A 20,884-nucleotide genomic window follows, 5' to 3' on the forward strand; every position below is an offset into this window, starting at 1 on the left:
TATGAATACGTTACTTAGCTTGTCGTGGCATCTGATGGTGCCGGAATTCATTATTCTTGGGGCAGCCATCCTTCTTTCCATATGTGATTTGTTTTTTAAGCTGAACCATAGGCACGCTGCGATTGGTGCAATCGCAGCCGTCGTATTAGCGGCCGTGTCATTAATTACGCTATATAGTGAACCGGCGGGAGATATTTTAAATGGATCGTTTGTGTTAGATGGATTTTCAAAAGGGTTTAAAACATTGTTATTAATCGGGGCAGCTCTCGTCTTATGTATGGCAATGAGCGATGATGAAAAGGATCCTATTCAAGATAAGGGAGAATATTATTACTTAATGTTAATGGCGCTTCTTGGAGCGATGTTCATGGCTTCGAGCGTTGATTTCATCACACTATTCGTCGGTTTAGAATTGCTGTCGCTTTCTTCCTACATTCTTGTAGGAATTCGAAAAAGAAACCGCGCATCGAATGAGGCGGCAATGAAATACGTCATTAACGGAGGAATTGGAACAGCAATTACGCTCTTTGGAATGAGTTATTTATACGGTATTACAGGATCGACCAACATAGTGGAAATGCAACAGGCATTTACGCAAGGATTGGCCGGGGGTATTCAATTATTGTTAGCTCTCGCATTTCTACTTTTACTTGTTGGACTCTCATTCAAAATTGCAACAGTTCCATTTCATATGTGGGCACCGGATGTGTATGAGGGAGCGGCTACACCTGTCACTGCTTTTCTCGGAACGATTTCTAAAATTGCTGGTTTTCTACTCATTACGCGTTTGTTTCTTATGGTGTTTGCAGGCGTGGTAATCCAAGGGGACGCACAATCTTTGTACGGGCGTATGAGTATATACATTGCTGTGCTAGCTAGTATTACGATGATTATTGGGAATGTAGTAGCATTAAAGCAATACAACGTAAAACGTCTATTTGCCTATTCAGGTATCGCGCATGCTGGGTATTTGCTCGTGCCTCTTGTGGCGCTATCACAGTTCACGATGGATAGTATGTGGTTTTATATGCTTGCATATATGCTTATGAATATAGGAGCATTTGCAATCATCCACGGATTAATCTTACAAAATGATAAGGAAAATATGACGATTTTTACAGGATTATACAAGCGATCTCCATTTACAGCTATAGTGATGACAATCTTTATTTTATCGTTAGCTGGAATACCGGGGACAGCTGGTTTCATCGGGAAAATTAACATCTTTTTAGGGGCACTCCATGTTGAACCTGCTCATTACGTATTAGCTTCTATTATGATGGGGACAACAGTTGTTTCATTCGTATATTACTTTCGGATATTACAGCAAATGTTTTTCCGCACTGGAGAGACAGAAGAGAGGCTTCGTTTACCGTTAAATATAAAGATTGTCATGAGTTTTTGTGCAATTTCGATTGTAATACTAGGGATTATGCCGATGATTGGTTACAATTTCTTTTATGAATATTTTCCATTAATGAAGGATTTCTTCTTCTTGGGGAACGTGGTACAATAGTGAAAATAAAGGGTGTAGAGTCCGTACTCTGCGCTTTTTATTTTGGAGTAATAGCAAACAGAAACGTATATAAGTATATGTTTTTGAGAGGAAATTACGATTTGAAATGTAAGAAGCCTATTCGCGTTTGAAAAGTGTGGCTCCTACTTATTATGGTATCGTTTTTACATTTTGCGTAAGTAGTAGCCAAGTAAAAAGGGGTCGATTTTTTGGCACAACTTTTAGGGCAACAAGCACTGATTGCCATTGTTTCGCATTTATTGTTTATTACTATTACGTGGTGGGCCTTGCAAGGTATTCACATTGAGCGTTTAATGAAGTCTGGGAAAGTGATACAGACGAGAGTATTACTCATCCTAGTTACGATTGCGATTGGGACATCTGTCAGTAACTTTTTCCTTGATTATTTAGGCTATTCAAAGAGTTTAACGTATTTAGTAAAGTAAGTGTATAGAACCTCATATCTCCGTTAACAATGGGGATAGGAGGGGATGAAATTGAAGCTTAAAGCCATTCTTATCGTTGCCTTGAGTGTTGTTTTATTTTTGGTTGGATATAGAGAGATGAAACCTATAAGCGATGAACAGAAGATGGAGAGCATGATCGCAACTTTAGAGAAGAATGATGCAAAAGTAGAGCGGTGGTCATGGTTAGCGCGAGAAACAAAAACAATTTCTAATATACATACGTTTCAAAAATTGTTAAACGATGTGAAGGAAAAGGCAAATATCGAAAGTTGGGAATTAGAACAATCTCCAGATGGATATAAAGCTACATCCTATAAAAAATCTTCTTCATATGAAGAACGAGTAGTAGTAACTTGGACTAAGGAAAATACTAAAGAAAACACTTTCATTATATTTGAGGTAAGCGGGGCGAAATGGGACCCGAAGTACGTTCAGAAAATGAATAAAATTTTTAACGGAAAACCTACAATTTATACTTGTGTTCAAGGTGTATTGAATGATAAGATTGAAGGTGTTTTGCAAAATAAAACCAATCAGGTTTTGAAAGATCTTTCAGCAAGAGCGATCGAACAGACAGAAGAAAGAGCATTTGTGTCAGTCTCCGCATATAATAAAAAGTGGAATGACGCTCTTTCGATAAATAGAGAGAAAATAAATGTGCAAATAGCAATACGTTCTACAGACAACAAAGATACAATTGTGGTTGGCACACCGATCATAACTTCTGAGTATTGAGTGAATAGATACTGAAAAAAGGACACGGAGGGGAATAATTTGGAAAAGATCATCGTCCGTGGCGGAAAGCGGTTGAACGGCACAGTGCGTGTTGAGGGCGCAAAAAATGCTGTATTACCTATAATCGCTGCAGCCCTATTAGCGAGTGATGGAAAGAATGTACTATCTGAAGTACCAGTTTTGTCTGATGTATACACAATTAACGAGGTATTACGTCATTTAAATGCTGAAGTCGTATTTGAAAATAACCAAGTAACAATCGATTCTTCTAAAGAATTAAACATTGAAGCACCATTTGAGTATGTACGTAAAATGCGTGCATCTGTCCAAGTAATGGGCCCATTATTAGCACGTAACGGTCGTGCTCGTATTGCACTTCCTGGTGGATGTGCAATTGGTTCACGTCCAATCGACCAACATTTAAAAGGCTTCGAAGCAATGGGAGCAAAAGTAAAAGTTGGTAACGGTTTTGTTGAGGCGTACGTAGAGGGAGAACTAAAAGGAGCTAAAATTTATTTAGACTTCCCAAGCGTAGGCGCGACAGAAAACATTATGTCTGCAGCGACATTAGCAAAAGGGACAACAGTCCTTGAAAACGCAGCGAAAGAACCAGAAATCGTTGACTTAGCTAACTTCTTAAATGCGATGGGAGCGAAAGTACGCGGAGCTGGAACTGGAACGATTCGTATCGAAGGCGTTGATAAATTATATGGTGCAAACCACCCTATTATTCCTGACCGTATTGAAGCAGGAACATTCATGGTTGCAGCAGCAATTACTGGTGGAGACGTCTTAATTGAAAATGCTGTACCTGAACATTTACGCTCAATTACAGCGAAAATGGAAGAAATGGGTGTTAAAATTATTGAGGAAAATGAAGGTATACGTGTTATCGGCCCAGATAAGTTAAAAGCGGTTGATATTAAAACTATGCCTCACCCAGGTTTCCCAACAGACATGCAATCACAAATGATGGCATTATTATTACAAGCTGAAGGAACAAGCATGATTACTGAAACGGTATTCGAAAACCGCTTTATGCACGTTGAAGAATTCCGTCGTATGAATGCTGATATTAAAATTGAAGGTCGTTCTGTAATTATGAACGGTCCAAACAGCTTACAAGGTGCTGAAGTAGGCGCGACTGATTTACGTGCAGCAGCAGCATTAATTTTAGCTGGTTTAGTATCAGAAGGTTATACTCGTGTAACAGAGTTAAAACATCTTGACCGTGGCTATGTAAACTTCCATAAGAAATTAGCTGCATTAGGTGCAACTATTGAACGTGTAAACGAAAAAGTAGAAGAAGTGAAAGAACAAGAAGTTTCTGATCTTCACGCTTAATTGAAATAGTCTCTATGTCTTTTGACATAGGGGCTATTTTTTTTACTATTACTGTTATAGTCAAGAAATTCTATACTTATGCACGTCTCAGTAAAAATATTTAGAAAATTTTTGTTTTATTTCGCTATTTGTGATCAGTACAACTTCACCTCATTAAAGTTTCACTTTATATCGATACCCCCAAGTATGTTCTAAAAGATTCCATAGTTCCATAAGAATGAAAGGAAGCCAACTTTATATTGGGGGAATAGGATGAAATTTTCAAAGCCACTTTTCATTACGGTAGCGCTTTTAATAGCGCTCGTCATCATTGTACCTGCTGCTCTTGTCATTCCGTTTGCGAAAGCAAAAGTAGGGGAAGAAGCAGCTTCTAAAACTCCTCCAGCGATAGAAAGCATACCAGCTCCAGGGAAAGTGGATACAGCGGTTCAGGTTGCTGTATATCGCGATCGACAGAAGAAGGTAGACACATTACCTATGGAGGAGTATGTGACCGGTGTAGTAGCTTCTGAGATGAATGCCAGCTTTGAAATAGAGGCGCTAAAGGCGCAGGCATTAGCAGCGAGAACATTTGTAGTCCAGCGTATGCTAAGCGGAGGTAAGAAAAACAATGCGGACGTGACAGATACGGTGAAAGATCAAGTGTATAAAAGCAAAGAAGAATTGAAGAAACAATGGGGTAATAACTACGAAAATAATTTGAAGAAAATCGAGGAAGCCGTTTCGAAAACCGCAGGACAAGTTTTAACATATGATGGAAAACCAATTTCAGCTTCTTTCTTCTCAACGAGTAATGGCCGGACAGAAAATGCAGCTGATTATTGGGGGAATGATTATCCGTACCTGAAAAGCGTAGATAGTCCGTGGGATCAAGCATCTCCAAAATTTACGAGCGAGCAAACATTTACAGTAGCTGACTTTCAAAAACGTCTCGGTGTGAAAGTACTAGCGGACGGAAAAGTCGGCGATATTAAAGACCTTACAGAAGGCAAACGAGTAAAAGATGTAGCGTTTCAAGGAAAAACATTAACAGGAAAAGAAGTACGTGAAAAATTAGATTTACGCTCGTCTGACTTCACGTGGAAACAACAGGGGGATAAAATCGTCGTTACAACGAAAGGATTCGGTCATGGCGTTGGCATGAGCCAATACGGAGCGAATGGCATGGCAGCGGAAGGTAAGAAATATACAGATATCGTCGCTCATTATTATAAAGGCGTTGAAATAAAGACGATGAATGATTATGAAGGAAAATTGATGGTGAAGAAGTAGGGTGAAAAAGAGGCCGTCCCAAATGGTAGTTGGGACGGTTTTCTTTTGTTGGTAGGTAGGTTATTTTTTTCGTATTTTGCAGTTAAGTCGATGTTCCTTGTCGAAACGTCGATATAATTCAATTTGCGTTGATATAAATTCGATTAGCATTGCAATCGTAACAAAGAAGAAAATAGCTTTAGTCAGAAGTTCAATTTCGGAACGTCCTTTTTGTCATTATTTGTAGAAATAAATGGAAGTTACCCTACATACTGCGTGTTATAATACAGTTATGTGAATATATAAAATATAACAACAGGGGGTAATGAAAAATGATGATGGATGTACCACTTCTCATTCCGTCCATGATGGAACGAGCGGAGAAATATTTTTCGAAAAAGGAAGTTGTTTCACGGACTGCATCGCGTATTCATACATTAACATACGGAGAAATTGCAAAGCGGACGAGAAGGCTTGCTAGTGTATTAACGAAAATGGGAATTGAACAAGGGGATAAAGTAGGGACAATTGCTTGGAACCATCATAGGCATTTGGAAGCATACTTTGCGATTCCAGGAATCGGAGCGGTGCTACATACGATTAATTTAAGGCTTTCCGCTGATCACATTTCATATATTATTAATCATGCAGAAGATAAAATCATTCTTGTCGATGAAGATATGGTACCTATATTAGAGAGTATTCAACACGAAATCCCGCATATAAAAGCCTTTATTATTATGACAGACGATCATAAACTACCTCACACAACACTATCACCAGCATATCATTATGATCAATTACTCGAAGAAGGCGATGAGACATTTCCGTTTGTAAAAGATTTAGATGAAAAAGAACCAGCCGGTATGTGCTACACATCAGCTACAACAGGAAAACCGAAAGGTGTAGTTTACACACACCGTAGTATTGCGCTCCATAGTTATACACTTGGACTTGCAGATGGCGGGAACATATCAGAAGTAGACACTTGTATGCCTGTCGTTCCAATGTTCCATGTTAATGCATGGGGATTACCGTTTGCGAGTACATGGTTTGGGACAAAACTCGTATTACCAGGACCGCATTTCACACCAAAAATTTTAGCGGAGTTAATTGAAAGTGAGAAAGTAACAATTACAGCTGGCGTGCCGACAATTTGGATTGGCTTATTACAAGAACTTGAGAAGCATCCATATGATATTAGTAGCGTAAAAACGATATGGTCAGGTGGATCAGCAGCTCCGCAAAGTATGATTCGTACGTATGAAGAGAAATATGAAATTGCATTTAGACAAATATATGGAATGACAGAAACGAGTCCTGCTGTTGTAATTAATTGTCCGAAATCATATCAACGTGATTTACCGAAAGAAGAATATTATAACTTGCGCTCTCGCCAAGGATATTTATTCCCTGGGCTAGAAATGAAAGTGATTGGACAAGACGGTGAAATTAAGTGGGACGGGGAAGAAATGGGAGAACTTTGCCTAAGAGGCCCATGGATCGCTGGTAGCTATTATAAAGATGAGCGTACAGAGGAATCGATGAAAGATGGTTGGCTCCATACAGGCGATATCGTTACAGTTGATTCGGAAGGATTTATTAAAATTGCTGATCGCACGAAAGACTTAATTAAAAGCGGCGGTGAGTGGATCCCTTCAGTAGATTTAGAAAATGCTTTAATGTCACACGATAGCGTATTAGAAGCATCTGTCGTGGCAGTTCCACATGAAAAATGGCAAGAACGTCCTGTTGCTTGCGTCGTATTAAAAGAAGGACAAGCAGTAGAAAGAGAAGAGCTGTATTCTTTGCTAGAAGCCGAATTCCCGAAATGGTGGATGCCAGATGATATTTTATTCGTAAATGAAATTCCGAAAACATCTGTAGGGAAATTTCTAAAAAGAGCACTTCGTGATCAGCTCAAGACTTATATGGTGGAGCAGAAATAGAGAAGAAGGCTATCCTGATGGATAGCCTTCTTTGTTGATACAGTATAAAAACATTGTATTAAATATCATAATTTTCCATTAATTGTTTGGTATAATAGGATAAAAAAACACTTGGGGGATACAGAATGGCGTTATTGGAGTTGAAACAATTAGGGAAGACGAACCAGTTACCGGCAGTTGAATTGAAGGTTGAAAAAGGACAATGTGTTGTTTTGCAGTGTAATAATCATACAGCTAAAGTGTTGCACCGGATTATTATCGGAGAAGAAGAGGCTTCTTCGGGCAGTGTGTTATTTGAAGAGGAGCCGATTGGAAAGAAAGTATATTCCCGCATCGGTTTTTGTTTTTTGAAAGATGAAGCATACGACCGTTTGAAGGTGAAGGAGTACTTCAAGTTTATATTAGGGCTTTATGAATCACATATGAGTATGGAAGAAGTAGTACAATATGTCGGTCTCCTAGATAAGTTGAACGTTAAAATAGAAAAATTGTCATTTTCAGAGAAACGCCGTCTTCATCTTGGGCGAGTTATGATTCATAATCCGGATTTAGTTATTTTAGAAGAGCCAGAGCAAAATGTAGATACAGAGAGTACGATTATTATTCGAAAAGCGATTATGAAAATGAAAGAACAAGGAAAGGCAATCTTCATTACGTCCTCCTTTTTATCAGATGCACTTTCGCTGACAGAAGATGTATACATATTAAACAACGATGGTGTGAAAAAGGTAGAAATAGAGCAAGAAGAAGCTGAAGAAGTCGATGAAGAAAAAGTAGTTCAAATGATTCCGCAAATGAAACTTGAAAGAATCCCAGCGAAAGTGAACGATAAAATCATTTTACTGGATCCGATGGAGATTCATTTCATTGAAACGCAAAACGGAGTGACACATATTCATGTGCGCGAAGGAGATTTCGTATGCGCATTAACATTAAGTGAACTAGAAGTGAGATTAACAGGATTCGGATTCTTTAGATGTCATCGCTCGTACCTCGTCAATTTACAAAGAGTACGAGAAGTGATTACTTGGACACGCAATAGTTTTAGTTTAATTTTGGATGACGAAAGAAAAAGTTCAATCCCGCTTTCAAAAGGACGAATGGATGAGTTAAAAGGTGTAATTGGGCTATGAAAATACTCCAATAAGCTCAAAATACGATTCATTCACCGGTAAAAATACTCCTTTTACCGGTATTTTACTGCGTAAACCCTTTGTTTTTCATATGATTGAGTCAAGAAAAGCGAAACAAACAAACGAAAAGCGCTAAGGCGACTTTCATCTATAAAAAGAAAAACAAAGGGGATGACGAAATGACATTGGCAATTGAAATGAAAGATGTAATGAAAAGTTTCGATGGAAAAACGGCCCTTCGAAATGTAAATATTGAGGTGAAGCAAGGAGAAATCTTTGGATTCCTCGGACCGAGTGGATCTGGGAAAACGACAACAGTAAAAATATTAACATCTCAATTGCTTCATAGCGTTGGAACTGTAAGAGTATTAGGTAAAGACATTACAGGACCAAGCAGCATCGATTACAAACGAATCGGTATTTTAACAGACAATAGCGGCGTATATGAAAGACTTAGCATTTATGATAACTTACTACTATTTTGTGACCTATACGATTGTAAAAAAGAACGAATTGATGAAGTGCTAGCGCAAGTGAACTTATTAGATGATAAAAAAACACAGGTGAAAAAATTATCAAAGGGAATGAAGCAGCGCGTCACATTAGCAAGAGCAATTCTTCATAAACCAGATATCCTTTTCTTAGATGAACCAACATCTGCACTTGATCCAGTAAACGTACAAAACATTCATAAAATCTTAAAAGACTTAAATAAAGAAGGAACAACGATTTTCTTAACAACGCACAACATGGACGAAGCAGAAACACTTTGTAACCGCATTGCCTTTCTGTGCGGCGGAGAAATAGTAGCGCTTGATACACCGGAAAATCTTCGCTTGCAATACGCGAAAGATCAAATACAAGTTGTGTTAACAGATAAGAAGAAAGAAATTGTGAAAAAAGATGAATTAGGAGCAAAACGTATTTCAGAATGGATGAAAAAAGGAGAATTACTATCTATTCATTCACATGAACCAACGTTAGGCGATATCTTTATTGAAGTTACTGGGAGGGGACTATAATGACATTTTCAATGAGACGATTTTCAGCAATTTTTCGGAAAGAGGTACAGGATTTTAAAACGAATTCACAAACTTTAATTATGTTGGTAATGCCACTTGTCTTTTCGGTATTATTTAGTCGCTCAGATAATATGAGAGAAATTGGAGCAAGTACGTTAACTGCGATGGCGCTAGTTATGGTTGGAGGCTTTGTACAGGCGATGCTTATCGCTGAAGAAAAGGAAAAAAATACGCTTCGAGTTCTTATGCTATCACCAGCATCATCTATTGAAGTATTAATTGGTAAAAGTTCATTAACAGGTATGATTACAGTTGCAATTTGTTTTATTAATCTACTTATTTTAGGTAAATTAGAAGGTAATTTTGCATTATTATTACTTATCTTCGTTCTTGGAATGCTAATATTTAACCTCATTGGTACTTGTATTGGATTATTAGCTCAAAATGTTCCGCAAACATCAACAATTGGATTACCAATATTAATGACATTTCTTTTCGGTGATTTAATTGGAATGTTTGTGAAGAATGAAGTCGTTACAAAAATAATCGATTATTTACCAACTCGTCATATCGGTCTTGCGGTTAGTAGTGTTATAAAAGGTGAAGGTTTTAGTGCAATTACTAGTAATTTATTGAACATAACTATTTGGTTAGTTGCAGTACTTGTTATTACGCTCTTCATTTATAGAAAGAAACAAATGGACTAAAAACTGAGCTGAAACGCTCAGTTTTTTCCTTTTTCTATCATTTCCTCGGAAATTTTGCAATTCCTATACATATTTTTACAGATTTTGTCGAAAAGTAATTAGTTATAGGTTGTATAGGATGATTGAATATTGTTCAAAATGATTGCTGAGGTGATGATGGAATGCGAGGAAGAAATAATAAAAAGTCGCAAAAAGTAGTACATTTATTTCAAAGAAGATGGGTGTTTCCGGCACTATATATTGCTTGTGCAGCGGTAATCTTAATGGTTGCGCTATGGTTCCAAGGAGCTAATCCGAAGAAAGCTCCGAACCAAGATCAAGCAACACCGTATACACAAACGGAAGATCCAGCAGTACCAGTAACAAAGTCTTCAGAAGTAGTGAAAATGCCAGCTGCAGCAAATGCAGAAGTAGTAGTACAGAAGAAATTCTATGAAGATGCAGCATCAGAGGCGGAACAAGAAAAAGCACTTGTCTTTTATAACAACACATATTCTCCTAATAAAGGAATCGACATTGCTGCGAAGAACGGAAAAGAATTTGATGTGACAGCTGCTTTAAGTGGTACAGTAACGAAAGCTGAAAAAGATTCACTTCTTGGTTATGTTGTAACAGTAGATAGTGGAAATGGTGTAGCAGCATCTTATCAAAGCTTAGGCAGTGTGAAAGTAGAAAAAGGTGCAAGAGTTGCGCAAGGTGAAGTGTTAGGAAAATCAGGTCTAAGTGCAATGAATAAAGATGCAGGTTCTTACGTTCACTTTGAAGTACGTAAAGACAATGTGGCTGTGAACCCTGAGCGTTATTTAAATAAATCAGTAGCAGAAATTAAAGCTGATGCAGGTGCTGCAAAGGCGACAAATGCTTCTGGTAAAAAAGCTGATGACAAATCTCAAAAAGAAGAAAAGTCAACAAGCACGAAACCAGAAAGTAAAACAGAAGATAAATCTCAAAAAGAAGAGAAATCAACGAGCGGTTCGACTAGTGACAAAGAGACGAACAGCAAGCAAGATGAGAAATCTCAAAAAGAAGAAAAATCAACGAATGGTTCTACAGAATCATCTAACGATTCTTCTTCTTCACAAGAATAATAAAGTGAAAAAATCAGTTCTCACTAGAGAGCTGATTTTTTTATTTTTATATAAAAATAATTAATTTCGAGAAAAAAGTTGCAATAACAAGGAAAAATGACGAGATTCTCGAATATATATTACAAAAGGGAGGGGATACTGTGTCATTTTTATCTGTTCTGTCGATTGCTATTATATTATTGTTTGTTTTATTCGCTTTATATTATTATATTGCCGGTAAGAAGGAAGTTCCCCACCATCAGTTGTTGAAAGAAGATTGTGACCGAGAAGAGTGACACCTTTTATAAAAAGGTGTCATTTTTTTGCCATAATTGTCATCTTTAACGCATTTCTCACAAAAAAACGTAATTTTTCTTAACTTAGTCCGCAAAAATAGTGAACATGTAGCATATATCAGTAGTGCGAGCAATACAATGGTATAAACCAAAGCAAAGAGAGTGTTTGAGGTGAGAAATCGTGAATCATTTCATTATAAATCCAAGAATGTTTAACGCTTACAAACAGCACTCACATTTACTTCTTAGTCGTATGCAGCGAGTCTCATTTCACACTTCTCACATCCAATTTAGGGAGGCGAGTGGTGTGCACGATTACATCAAAGAGAGAACTATCAAGATTGGCAAGTATATCGTGGAGACAAGAAAGACAGTGCGTGTAATTGCAAAGGAGTTTGGGGTATCAAAGAGTACAGTCCATAAAGACTTAACAGAACGTTTGCCAGAAATTAATCCAGAGCTCGCAAATGAAGTGAAAGAAATTCTTGATTATCATAAGTCTATTCGTCATTTAAGAGGGGGAGAAGCAACAAAGCAGAAGTATCGTAAAGAAGATACAGAAAAGCCTGTACGCCAATAAATATAAGAGAGCAAACATTCCTTGCAAATTCGGTAATATTTTTCAGAAGAATTCTTTTTGCGAATATTACGTTTCTGTTAAATTTATGATAAAATCAGAAATTAGGTGTAAAAGAATTCGGGTGTAACCTGATTTTGAATATCGAGGAGGAAAAGACGGGAATGTTTGCACGAGATATCGGAATTGACCTAGGTACGGCTAATGTATTAATTCATGTTAAAGGTAAGGGTATTGTATTAAATGAGCCATCTGTTGTGGCAATTGATCGTAATAGTGGGAAAGTATTAGCAGTAGGTGAAGAAGCAAGAAGTATGGTGGGACGTACGCCTGGTAATATTGTAGCAATTCGTCCACTTAAAGATGGTGTAATCGCAGATTTCGAAATTACAGAAGCAATGTTAAAGTATTTCATTAACAAATTGGACGTAAAGAGCTTCTTTTCAAAACCTCGCATTTTAATTTGTTGTCCAACAAATATCACATCTGTAGAGCAAAAAGCAATTCGTGAAGCTGCTGAACGTTCAGGTGGGAAAACAGTATTTTTAGAAGAAGAACCAAAAGTAGCCGCAGTTGGTGCTGGTATGGAAATCTTCCAACCAAGCGGAAACATGGTTGTTGATATTGGTGGAGGTACAACAGATATTGCCGTACTTTCTATGGGTGATATTGTTACCTCTTCCTCTATCAAAATGGCTGGCGATAAGTTTGATATGGAGATCTTAAACTATATTAAACGTAAGTATAAGCTATTAATCGGAGAACGTACTTCGGAAGACATTAAAATTAAAGTTGGTACAGTATTCCCAGGTGCACGTAGTGAAGAACTTGAAATTCGCGGACGTGACATGGTAACAGGTTTACCACGTACAATTACAGTGTGCTCTGAAGAAATTACAGAAGCACTACAAGAAGAAGCGGCTATCATTGTACAAGCTGCAAAAGGCGTACTAGAGCGCACACCACCAGAACTATCTGCGGACATTATTGACCGTGGTGTTATTCTAACAGGCGGTGGAGCTTTATTACACGGTATCGACATGCTTCTAGCAGAAGAGTTAAAATTACCAGTATTAATTGCTGAAAACCCAATGCAATGTGTTGCGGTTGGTACAGGTATTATGTTAGAGAACATTGATAAATTACCAAGTCGTGCGTTGCGATAAGGTTTGAATGATTTAAAAAGTGCGAAGGAAATATTTCTTTCGCACTTTTTTTTGTAAATAAAAGAAAGTAAGAGGAGGTTTGTAATACCAGATAAGAAGGCGCCTTCTTAAACAAGATATGACAATAGTTGTTAGGTTATTGTCATAGTTTGTAAATGAAAATTATGTTATAATCATTCGTGTGAATTTCGTGTGAACTTAATGTAAAATCTATGTAAATTTGTTTTGCATTTACATAGGGGAATTTGAGTCCTTCTTATCGTACATAGGTGCAAGGGACACTCTAATTTGAATATATTTCTAAAGTGAATAATTATAAAATAAGAACATTTCACAGGGGGCGCGATTATGAAAAAGGTTATTACATATGGGACTTTCGATTTATTGCACTGGGGACATATTAACTTATTGAAGAGAGCGAAAGATTTGGGCGATTATTTAATTGTTGCTGTTTCTTCAGATGAATTTAACAAATTAAAAAATAAAAAATCTTATCATAGCTATGAGAATCGTAAAATGATTCTAGAAGCGGTTCGTTATGTGGATGAGGTGATTCCTGAGCATAATTGGGAGCAGAAAGTAAAAGATGTTGTTAATCATGACGTAGATATTTTTGTTATGGGTGATGATTGGGGAGGAGAATTTGATTTTTTGAAAGAATACTGTGAGGTTGTTTATTTACCAAGAACAGTTGGGATTTCTACTACTAAAATTAAACAGGAGCTAGTGTTAGTTGCTAGATAGTGTATTATGTTTCGAGAACTGATTGTAACAGTATATCTAATTGTGTTCAAAATCCTATTCAACATAGCAAAAGTATTTCCTCTTAAAAATAAGGTAACCTTTATTATGTCTTATGGGGAAAATCTTATCTTTATTTATGAAGAAATGCAGAAACAACATGTAAATTGTGAAGTTGTTTTTTTGTATAAATCAACTTGTAAGTATGAAGTGAAAAGTTATCCGGATGTAAAATCATTCGCATTTGAAACAAAAAGTATAGTACAAACTATACAAGCAGCGTATCATTTAGCGACATCTCAACATGTTATTATCGATAATTATTTTGGATCGTTGTCAACGATCCGGTTTAAAAGCGGGGTACAATGTATCCAAATTTGGCATGCGGCGGGTGCCATTAAAAAATTCGGATTATTGGCCCCTTCTTTTAAAAGGCGAAGTAAATACGCACAAAAAAGGTTTTTAAAGGTTTACAACAATTTTCATAAAGTTGTAGTAGGCTCTGATGCTTTGGCAAATATCTATATGGATGCCTTTGGAATAGAAGAGGAAAATATATTAAAAACGGGCATCCCTCGTACAGATGTTTTTTTTAATAAAAATCATCAAAAGCATATTGTTAATAGTCTCCTATGTGGTCTTCCTGATCTACAAAGGAAAAAGGTCATTTTATATGCTCCAACTTTTAGAGATAAAGAACTGGAAGATTTTGATTTACATTTAAATATTGATGCAATGTATGAGGCTTTAAAAGATGAATATATTCTTGTGATCAAACTACATCCAGCTATTAGAAATAATCTGGAATATAAGGAATCGTATAAAGATTTCTTATACGACTATTCTCTATACCCGAATATAAATGATTTGTTTTTAGTAACAGATATTTTAATAACAGATTATTCTTCTGTCCCTTTTGAATTTTGTTTGTTAAATAAACCAATGATATTTTTTGCATATGATCTAAAGAAATATGTGAAGAAAAGAGGAATCATTGGAGACTTTATTGCTGATGTCCCTGGACCTGTTGTGTATAACTCAGCTGAAATTATTGAGACAGTGCGAAACTATTCGTTTGATAGTAATAAGTTGAAGCAATTCAATGCACGTTGGAATCAATATTCGGATGGGAATTCAAGTAAGAAGTTGGTCAATTGCTTATTTGATCAAAAAGAGGTTGAGCTTTAAGTTAGGTTGTAAGGTAAATGGGCTAAGTGAGATCCAAGGAAAATACTTAGCTTCTTTTCGTGGGTGTTTAATTTTTCTTACTGTCTTTGAATCAGGGCATTGAATGTGAGAATGTAAATGGTTATCATGATAATTTATAAAATGGCTAATTGTAGTTAGAAGGTGCATGAATAATATGAATCTAATCAAAAAAATAAAAAATCATCGAATAGTAAAGGTTGCTTGTAAAACGATATTTGTACTATGCAGTCACTTACCTGCTCAAAAGAAATTAGTTGTTTTTGAAAGTTTTTCTGGCAAACAGTATAGTTGTAATCCACGTGCGATATACGAGTATATGGAACAGCAACATTTAGGATTCCAAATGGTGTGGAGTGTGAATAAAAACTATATAGAGCAGTTTAAAGAGGCGAATATTCCATATGTTAGGCGCTTTTCAATCCGTTGGTTTATTTTAATGGCACGTGCGCAATATTGGGTTACAAATAGTCGGATGCCATTGTGGCTTCCAAAGCCTAAGCATACTACTTATGTACAAACTTGGCACGGCACACCACTAAAAAAATTAGCTATGGATATGAAAGAAGTTCATATGCCAGGTACAACTACAGAAAAATATAAGGAAAACTTTAAGAGAGAAGCACAAAATTGGGATTATTTATTGTCACCGAATGCGTATTCAACAAAGATTTTCCGAAGTGCATTTCAATTTAAAAAAGATGTAGTTGAAGTTGGATATCCTAGAAATGACTTTTTATATGTAAACAATAATTGTAAGAAGATTGAAGAGCTGAAGAAAAAAAACGGTTTACCTGTAGATAAAAAAATTATTTTATATGCTCCAACGTGGCGAGATGATCAATTTTATAGCCAAGGGCGTTATAAATTAGACTTACAACTGGATTTAAGCCTTTTACAGCAAAAGTTAAGTTCTGATTATATCATTGTGTTAAGGATGCATTATTTAGTAGCAGAACAGTTTGATTTAGCTTCGTATAAAGGGTTTGTTTATGACTTTTCCCATCATATCGATATTAATGAATTGTACGTATTATCAGATGTGCTAATTACAGATTATTCTTCCGTCTTTTTTGATTATGCAAATTTGAAAAGACCTATTATTTTTTATACATATGATATTGATTTATATCGTGATAAGCTAAGAGGCTTTTATTTTGATTTAGAAAAGGAAGCTCCTGGACCAGTTGTTTCAATAACTGAAGGTGTATTGGAAGAGATTATGAAGTTCACAAGGGATGGATTGGGCGAATTTGAAAAAAAATATGATACTTTCTATAACAACTACTGTTATTTGGAAGATGGTCTTGCATCTAAACGTGTAGTAGAGAAAGTGTTTTTTGGAGAGGCACAATAAAATGAATGCAATGATTATGGTATTAAAAGAACAGATAAATAGTCTCTATTTAATTAAACGCCTATCTATTTATCAAGTTAAAAGTACAAATAAAGATAACTATCTAGGCATCGTTTGGGAAATGTTAAACCCTCTAATCCAAATGGGCATTTATTGGTTTGTTTTTGGAACCGCAATAAGAGGTGGTTCAGGGGTAAATGGTGTTCCATTTATATATTGGTTGATTTCTGGCATATCGGTATGGTTCTTTATTAATCCTGCAACTATGCAAGCTTCTAAATCTATTTATACAAGGCTAAATATGATCTCAAGGATGAGTTTTCCAATGAGTGTTATTCCTAGTTATGTAATTATGTCTAACTTTTATCAACATCTAGTATTAATAGGCATTGTTACCTTTATATTTTTAGTATCGGGTCAAGGGATTTCAATCTATTATATTCAATTGATCTATTATATGTTTGCCACAGTTATGCTTGTTTTTGCATTTTCTTTAATCACTTCTACTTTATCTACGATCGTACGTGATGTACAAATGATAGTGCAATCTTTAATGCGGATGCTACTCTATTTAACTCCCATTTTATGGACCCCTGAGAAGTTACCGCTTGTTTTACAAAAGATTATGCAGCTGAATCCATTATGCTACATAGTCCAAGGCTATCGAAATGCTTTTTTAGGAACGGGTTGGTTTTATGAAGATATAATGTATACACTGTATTTCTGGGGAATTGTGTTCTTTATGCTATTGATGGGTACAGCAGTACATGTGAAATTTAGAAAACATTTTGTAGACTATCTATAATGAGGATTGTAAAAAATGAACTATTCAGTGAAGTTTCATAATGTAACAAAAAAATATAAAATGCATAGTAAAAGTTCTGATAAGTTAAAGGATATTATATATCCGGGCGGGTTTGGTGAAGATTTCTACGCGTTAAGAAATTTAAGTTTTGAAGCCCAAAAAGGTGATGTAATTGGTATTATTGGTGTAAATGGATCTGGTAAATCAACAATGTCTAATTTAATTGCTGGTATTACACCACCTACGGCAGGAACTATTGATATAAAGGGTAAAATATCACTTATTGCTATAGCTGCCGGACTTAATAACCAATTAACAGGCCGAGAAAATATTGAATTGAAATGTTTGATGATGGGGCTAAGTAAGGATGAGATTCAAACATTAACACCAGGAATTATCGAGTTTGCCGATATTGGTAAGTTTATTGATATGCCTGTAAAAAAATATTCTAGCGGTATGAAATCTCGCCTTGGTTTTGCAATTTCTGTGAATATTAATCCAGATGTTTTAGTTATTGATGAAGCCTTGTCTGTAGGTGACCAAACATTTACAGATAAGTGTTTAAAACGAATGAATGAATTTAAAGAACAAGGGAAAACGATCTTTTTTGTGAGTCATTCATTAGGACAAGTAAAGCAATTTTGTACAAAAGCGTTATGGATTGAATATGGTGAAATTAAGGATTATGGGCTTATGCAAGACGTAATGCCTAAATACGAACAGTTTTTAAAAGAATACCGTGCTATGGGTAAAGAGGAGCAACAAAAATTTAAAGAAGAAGCACAGAGAAAACAAGCCGGTCAGGAAATGAAGCAGGAGGACGCTAAGGCTTTAGATATTGCACATACTAGATTAAATCCAAGGAAACGGAAGAAAAAATATATGATTCCATTGGCAGGATTGGTCTTATGTATCGGAGCTGGGAGTACTGCTTATTTGAAGAAGGATCTGTTTGTCCAGCCTCCTCAGGCGGAAGCTGAAAGTAAAAAGAAACAAGTGTCTAATGAAAAGAGAAAAAATCCATTGGCGGATTTAGATATTCGATATGTGAAAATGGCAAAGGCAAAGATCAGAAGTATGCCAAATCTAAATGGTAAACAAGTAGCTATGATGGAATTTGGTACACCGTTTGTGGTAAAGACACAGCAAAAAGATGAAAAAAACGATATAAACTGGTTGGAAATTGTATATGAAGATGGAACAGAAGGATGGATTAGTGAGGGTGTGTCAAGTACGATTCCTTTTAGCTCAGCTTTACAGTATGAGGTTATCTCCAACAAGTTAAAGGGGCTATCGGGCTCAAATCAAAACTTTGAAAGTGGTATATCCTTATTAGGAAAAAATCAACAAGATGTACAAGGTGTGATAGGGAAGCCAAAAAACACCGAAGAACTATTAGAGGGTACATTAAATAGTTATGAAAATATCAATGTTCTATATAACCATCAGTTCACTGTAAAACAGGTTACAATACAGAATATGTCTATCCCTAAGGTGGCGATGTTAGAGAAGTTAGGTCAAGCGCAGTTAGTAAGTGAAGACGGAGCATCATTTATATACCGCTCTGATAAATATGATTTTAAATTTTCATCCGCAGATGGTATAACTGTTGATCAAATATCTATATTTTTACATGCTAATTAAATTGATGAAGTGTTTACATGATTACGGTGGGATTAAAACCTTCGTATATCGCTCATAGTTGAGTTATAACATACAAATTTCTTGAAAATCATATATACAACTATATGATTTTGATTCGTTGAAGTGCTAAAGAAAGAGTGAAGCGAATGGTCAAATCCTCCGGAAAGTTAATTTCTAAAATACGAATAACGTCATTTAAGAAGAAAAAAGGAAAATGGCAGTTTGCTATTAGAGTAAAATGCAGAGATAAATGTACGGTCGAGGCTATAACTTTAAAAAAAAGGAACGGAGATAAAGTTTATCAACTCCCGTATCAGGAAAGTAGCGTAAATGAATTTGAAAAAAAGGTTATCTTTGAAATAGAGCTGGGTCAACTTGAGCTAGGCCCGTTTTTTTGGGATTTTTATGTACATTTGAAATCCGATGAACTTAAAAGTTATCGAATTAAACATCCCAGCTATATTGTTAATAGAAAGCTAAACAATCGATTACAGCGTGACCATGGTGAAGATGGATATGTAGTATATCCATATGTGACTATTAAAGGTGGACTCAGCTTACATTATCGAAGGAAGGGAACCTATGATCAGTTAAAATATGCTTTGAAAGAAAAGCTGGCATTAATCATATATTATACATTTAAATGGCATTGGGATCGAAAAGGCATTGTATTAGTATATGAGAAATTTGGCCATACCGCACAAGATAATTCTTATTATTTCTTTAAGTATTGCTATGATCATAAGCAAATTCCCAATCTATATTATGTGATTAACAAAAAGTCTAATGACTATAAGATGCTTGATCAATATGAGGATAAAGTTATCGACTTTATGAGCATCAAGTATATGATTTATCTCCTTGCTAGTACACTTATGATATCTTCTGAGTCAAAGGCACATTGTTATATATGGAAAGAAAACAGGGGAACGTTAAAGAAAGTTATTCATACTAAAAAGCACGTTTTTCTACAACATGGTGTGCTAGGTTTGAAAAAGGTGGATTCAATTTTTAAAAAAGGTAGTCCGAATGGAACGGATTTATTTTGTGTATCTTCGGAATATGAAAAAGAAATTGTAAAACAATTTTTTAATTATACAGAAGATGAAATCATTGTGAGTGGATTAGCAAGGTGGGATTATTTGCAAGATAAGAGTGGGGAGCAAAAACAAATTCTATTGCTACCGACATGGCGAGAGTGGCTAGATGAGGTATCCGAGGAAGGGTTTTTAGATAGTCAATTTTATAGGCAATATGAAAGGCTGCTAAATGATACAACCCTCGTTGAGCAACTAGAGAAAAATAACGTTATTTTAAAATTTTGTATGCATCCAAGAATTCATAGTTCTATTCGTTATTTTGAGTGTAATACTTCAAATGTACAATTTGTAAAATACAAAGATATAAAAATTAATGAGTTGATAATGGAATCTTCACTGCTTATAACAGATTATTCTAGTGTTTCTTGGGATATGTATTATTTAAAAAAACCAATTATTTTCTTTCAGTTCGATCATATAATGAATGGTTATTTAAACGTAGAACATGAATTATTTGGAGATAGATGTGTGCACGTGGATGAACTAGTTCAACTCTTAACTTTCTATATGCATAATGGATTTAAGGAGAAAGAAAGGTATAAATTGCTTAGAAATCACTTATTCTCATATATCGATCAAAATAATTCAAAGAGAATTGTCCTGGAGATCCTTGCAAAGAGAGAGCAACTGAAAAACTAAATCCGCCCTTTTTTAGTTAGAATTGTTTCGTTATATTGTTAATTAAATAAATAAGTATACTATGTTCTGTTTATCTTAATATATTAATTCCTCTCTTACTAATGATAGTAGTTAGGATAATTTTTTATATAAGTTATAAAAAATAAATTGTAAATAGAGGAA

Annotated in this window: 19 protein-coding genes; all 19 read left to right on the forward strand. The window is 35.6% G+C overall.

All coding sequences use genetic code 11. From position 1 onward, the window contains the following. Nucleotide 1: 1 nt before the first annotated feature. The 19 genes from nuoN to Q3V31_RS20005 all read left to right on the forward strand — a co-directional run bounded on the left by nuoN (nucleotide 2) and on the right by Q3V31_RS20005 (nucleotide 20,722). Nucleotides 2–1,516, forward strand: coding sequence for an NADH-quinone oxidoreductase subunit NuoN (gene nuoN, locus Q3V31_RS19915; protein ID WP_329767187.1), 1,515 nt, complete (start codon nucleotides 2–4; stop codon nucleotides 1,514–1,516). 209 nt (nucleotides 1,517–1,725) lie between these two features. Further along, nucleotides 1,726–1,962 carry a DUF1146 family protein gene (locus Q3V31_RS19920; protein WP_000057887.1) on the forward strand — a complete coding sequence of 79 codons (237 nt, stop codon included), beginning with the start codon at nucleotides 1,726–1,728 and terminating at the stop codon, nucleotides 1,960–1,962. Between the two features lie 51 nt (nucleotides 1,963–2,013). Further along, nucleotides 2,014–2,718, forward strand: a complete 705-nt coding sequence (locus Q3V31_RS19925) for a YwmB family TATA-box binding protein (RefSeq protein WP_420866261.1) — start codon at nucleotides 2,014–2,016, stop codon at nucleotides 2,716–2,718. Nucleotides 2,719–2,757: 39 nt separating this feature from the next. Further along, the gene (gene murA / locus Q3V31_RS19930; protein WP_090813727.1) at nucleotides 2,758–4,062 is read left to right on the forward strand and encodes a UDP-N-acetylglucosamine 1-carboxyvinyltransferase; all 1,305 of its coding nucleotides are present in this window, start codon (nucleotides 2,758–2,760) and stop codon (nucleotides 4,060–4,062) included. A gap of 252 nt (nucleotides 4,063–4,314) precedes the next feature. Continuing rightward, a complete protein-coding gene (gene spoIID, locus Q3V31_RS19935) occupies nucleotides 4,315–5,334 on the forward strand; it encodes a stage II sporulation protein D (protein WP_090813728.1) in 1,020 nt (339 codons plus the stop codon). 311 nt (nucleotides 5,335–5,645) lie between these two features. Beyond that, nucleotides 5,646–7,262 (forward strand): long-chain fatty acid--CoA ligase, encoded by a 1,617-nt coding sequence (locus Q3V31_RS19940; protein WP_090813729.1) that lies wholly within the window; start codon nucleotides 5,646–5,648, stop codon nucleotides 7,260–7,262. 125 nt (nucleotides 7,263–7,387) lie between these two features. Beyond that, nucleotides 7,388–8,395 (forward strand): LytTR family transcriptional regulator DNA-binding domain-containing protein, encoded by a 1,008-nt coding sequence (locus tag Q3V31_RS19945; RefSeq protein WP_090813730.1) that lies wholly within the window; start codon nucleotides 7,388–7,390, stop codon nucleotides 8,393–8,395. 179 nt (nucleotides 8,396–8,574) lie between these two features. Beyond that, a complete protein-coding gene (locus Q3V31_RS19950; protein ID WP_090813731.1) occupies nucleotides 8,575–9,417 on the forward strand; it encodes an ABC transporter ATP-binding protein in 843 nt (280 codons plus the stop codon). Then, nucleotides 9,417–10,124: an ABC transporter permease gene (locus tag Q3V31_RS19955; protein WP_090813732.1), complete on the forward strand. Its 708-nt coding sequence runs from the start codon at nucleotides 9,417–9,419 to the stop codon at nucleotides 10,122–10,124. Before Q3V31_RS19950 ends, Q3V31_RS19955 begins: the two co-directional genes overlap by 1 nt. Before the next feature lie 161 nt (nucleotides 10,125–10,285). Further along, on the forward strand, nucleotides 10,286–11,212 hold the full coding sequence (spoIIQ, locus tag Q3V31_RS19960) for a stage II sporulation protein SpoIIQ (protein ID WP_090813733.1): 927 nt from the start codon (nucleotides 10,286–10,288) through the stop codon (nucleotides 11,210–11,212). Between the two features lie 140 nt (nucleotides 11,213–11,352). Beyond that, nucleotides 11,353–11,487 (forward strand): hypothetical protein, encoded by a 135-nt coding sequence (locus Q3V31_RS19965; protein WP_044738197.1) that lies wholly within the window; start codon nucleotides 11,353–11,355, stop codon nucleotides 11,485–11,487. A gap of 307 nt (nucleotides 11,488–11,794) precedes the next feature. Beyond that, entirely contained in the window at nucleotides 11,795–12,067 is a 273-nt protein-coding gene (gene spoIIID, locus Q3V31_RS19970) for a sporulation transcriptional regulator SpoIIID (protein WP_000544011.1), read from the forward strand. Between the two features lie 161 nt (nucleotides 12,068–12,228). Further along, a complete protein-coding gene (gene mreB / locus Q3V31_RS19975; RefSeq protein ID WP_329766590.1) occupies nucleotides 12,229–13,230 on the forward strand; it encodes a rod shape-determining protein in 1,002 nt (333 codons plus the stop codon). A 348-nt stretch (nucleotides 13,231–13,578) separates the two neighbouring features. Continuing rightward, on the forward strand, nucleotides 13,579–13,974 hold the full coding sequence (tagD, locus tag Q3V31_RS19980) for a glycerol-3-phosphate cytidylyltransferase (RefSeq protein WP_090813735.1): 396 nt from the start codon (nucleotides 13,579–13,581) through the stop codon (nucleotides 13,972–13,974). 6 nt (nucleotides 13,975–13,980) lie between these two features. Continuing rightward, the gene (locus tag Q3V31_RS19985; RefSeq protein WP_029952795.1) at nucleotides 13,981–15,159 is read left to right on the forward strand and encodes a CDP-glycerol glycerophosphotransferase family protein; all 1,179 of its coding nucleotides are present in this window, start codon (nucleotides 13,981–13,983) and stop codon (nucleotides 15,157–15,159) included. A 175-nt stretch (nucleotides 15,160–15,334) separates the two neighbouring features. Then, nucleotides 15,335–16,534: a CDP-glycerol glycerophosphotransferase family protein gene (locus Q3V31_RS19990; RefSeq protein ID WP_090813736.1), complete on the forward strand. Its 1,200-nt coding sequence runs from the start codon at nucleotides 15,335–15,337 to the stop codon at nucleotides 16,532–16,534. 1 nt (nucleotide 16,535) lies between these two features. Next, entirely contained in the window at nucleotides 16,536–17,339 is an 804-nt protein-coding gene (locus Q3V31_RS19995) for an ABC transporter permease (protein ID WP_090813737.1), read from the forward strand. Nucleotides 17,340–17,354: 15 nt separating this feature from the next. Further along, a complete protein-coding gene (gene tagH, locus Q3V31_RS20000; protein ID WP_090813738.1) occupies nucleotides 17,355–18,983 on the forward strand; it encodes a teichoic acids export ABC transporter ATP-binding subunit TagH in 1,629 nt (542 codons plus the stop codon). A 146-nt stretch (nucleotides 18,984–19,129) separates the two neighbouring features. Then, nucleotides 19,130–20,722, forward strand: a complete 1,593-nt coding sequence (locus tag Q3V31_RS20005; RefSeq protein ID WP_090813739.1) for a CDP-glycerol glycerophosphotransferase family protein — start codon at nucleotides 19,130–19,132, stop codon at nucleotides 20,720–20,722. Nucleotides 20,723–20,884: the final 162 nt, after the last annotated feature.

Origin of the sequence: Bacillus nitratireducens, assembly GCF_036320425.1 — a bacterium.
Taxonomy (GTDB): Bacteria; Bacillota; Bacilli; order Bacillales; family Bacillaceae_G; genus Bacillus_A; species Bacillus_A nitratireducens.